The organism is Microbulbifer taiwanensis, assembly GCF_014904815.1.
In the GTDB taxonomy this organism is placed as follows: Bacteria; Pseudomonadota; Gammaproteobacteria; order Pseudomonadales; family Cellvibrionaceae; genus Microbulbifer; species Microbulbifer taiwanensis.
The window spans coordinates 1-1,532 of sequence record NZ_JACZFR010000091.1 but is presented as its reverse complement, the minus strand read 5'-3'; the positions used below and the strand labels follow the sequence as shown (position 1 = coordinate 1,532).

General features: G+C 47.3%; 2 protein-coding genes. Both read right to left on the bottom strand.

What is annotated here, in order from left to right; translation table 11 throughout:
* Nucleotides 1-358: 358 nt before the first annotated feature.
* The gene (locus tag IG627_RS20580) at nt 359-772 is read right to left on the bottom strand and encodes a hypothetical protein (RefSeq protein WP_226865505.1); all 414 of its coding nucleotides are present in this window, start codon (nt 770-772) and stop codon (nt 359-361) included.
* Nucleotides 769-1,532: hypothetical protein (locus IG627_RS20575; protein WP_193195176.1), on the bottom strand; the 764-nt coding region annotated here is incomplete at its 5' end. The genes IG627_RS20580 and IG627_RS20575, both read right to left, overlap by 4 nt.

Sequence of the window (1,532 nt, the reverse complement as noted above, 5' to 3'; positions counted from 1 at the left end):
TGGTCGTCACCTTGAAGTGGGCCGGGATGCCGGCCACGGTGGGGCAGCCGCCGGACTCGCTGCACAGCACTTTCAGGGTGGTGCTGTGGCTACCGGTTTCTATATGTTCGAAATAGGCTTCACCGAACTGGGAGTAGGCGCGGGTGGTGGCCACGCCGTCCATATCCAGTGCTGTCCCCGGGGCACCGAAGGCGTTGGTGATGGCCGGAGCGGCCAGGTCTCTGTCGCGCTGGTGACTACCACACTGCCGGCGAGTCTGCCCAGGTGCAGCTGCTGCTGTCCACCATACTCCGCAAGTCAGGCAACGTCAGGCGAGAACCATCACTGTACATATAGGTAGGCTATAATTTTCATTACTTTATAAATTATCGAAAACTATTTTATAATATTTCGAATCCCCTCGAAGAGGGGTTGCGACAGTCACCAGCAGACTATGTCCTTTTGGTATAATATATTTGGTTTCATGCTGACTACTTGAAAACGGACTTTCTATTGACAACAAAATATCACCTTCTGAATTCAAATATATAATTTCCACCCAGGCGTCATCAAAAGTTTCTGCACCGGAAGAAACAAAGGTAACAGAAAGATCAAACTCCCCACCTTCCATATTTTTTTTTGATACCTTTACCCCTAGTTTTTTCTCTAGAAATTTAGCATCCTTCTCAACAAAGATCCTCTCAACACTTTCTGCCACTACAGTTGCATAGCAATACTTTATGCTGCCAACCAACGCAAATAGTTGTAACACTATAAAAAGAAGCGTTCTCATTTTTCTCGAGACCTCATAATTGCATCGTACTCTCTCTTATTCATTAAGGCGCCATGCTCAACACCCTCACGATGTCCAGTTTCATGTGCAATTACACTTAGAACGCTTTCTGGACCGGTTACGATAAAACCATCCGGCCCCCGCCCAATTGCATTTAGTCTATAGCCCTTTGTACCTATCGGATAGTAAACGTTATTAGACACTGTTGCGCTCGGATAGATATAGGACCAACCATCAACATTTGCACCTAAAAGTAGAACATAACCTGAATTATTCTTAAGGAAATCTATAGCCTCGCGTACATTTGGCCGGTACACCACATTTCCAGTTGTACATGTTGTTGATCTTGGACAGAAAGCATGCCTAGGATCATATTTTACTGTTTCGTTTACATTTAGATTATTTTGTGCCTCAGCTAGCTTCCTCCCTTGCGCATATACCGATTTTGGATCCTCTGGCAAACTTTCAAGCTTCTCAATTGCGGCTTCATTTTCTGCAGTAGAATTCGGCTGAATTTTAGTGCCCGAAGGTTCCAAATTCAGATTCTGCATCGCCCAAGCAAACGCAGCAGTAGCGGCGCCGCTAATGAACTTACCACCGGTCGCATCCGAAATAGCCCCGGAAACAAGCATCCGCGTGACCAAGCCGGTGTCCTTGCTGAAACCTCCTCCGACTCCTGCCGACACAAATCCATGCCCGAACTTGCCGCCGCCTAGAGTAGAGACGACTCCGCCCACAAAGCCGCGCACAGCGAAGGCTT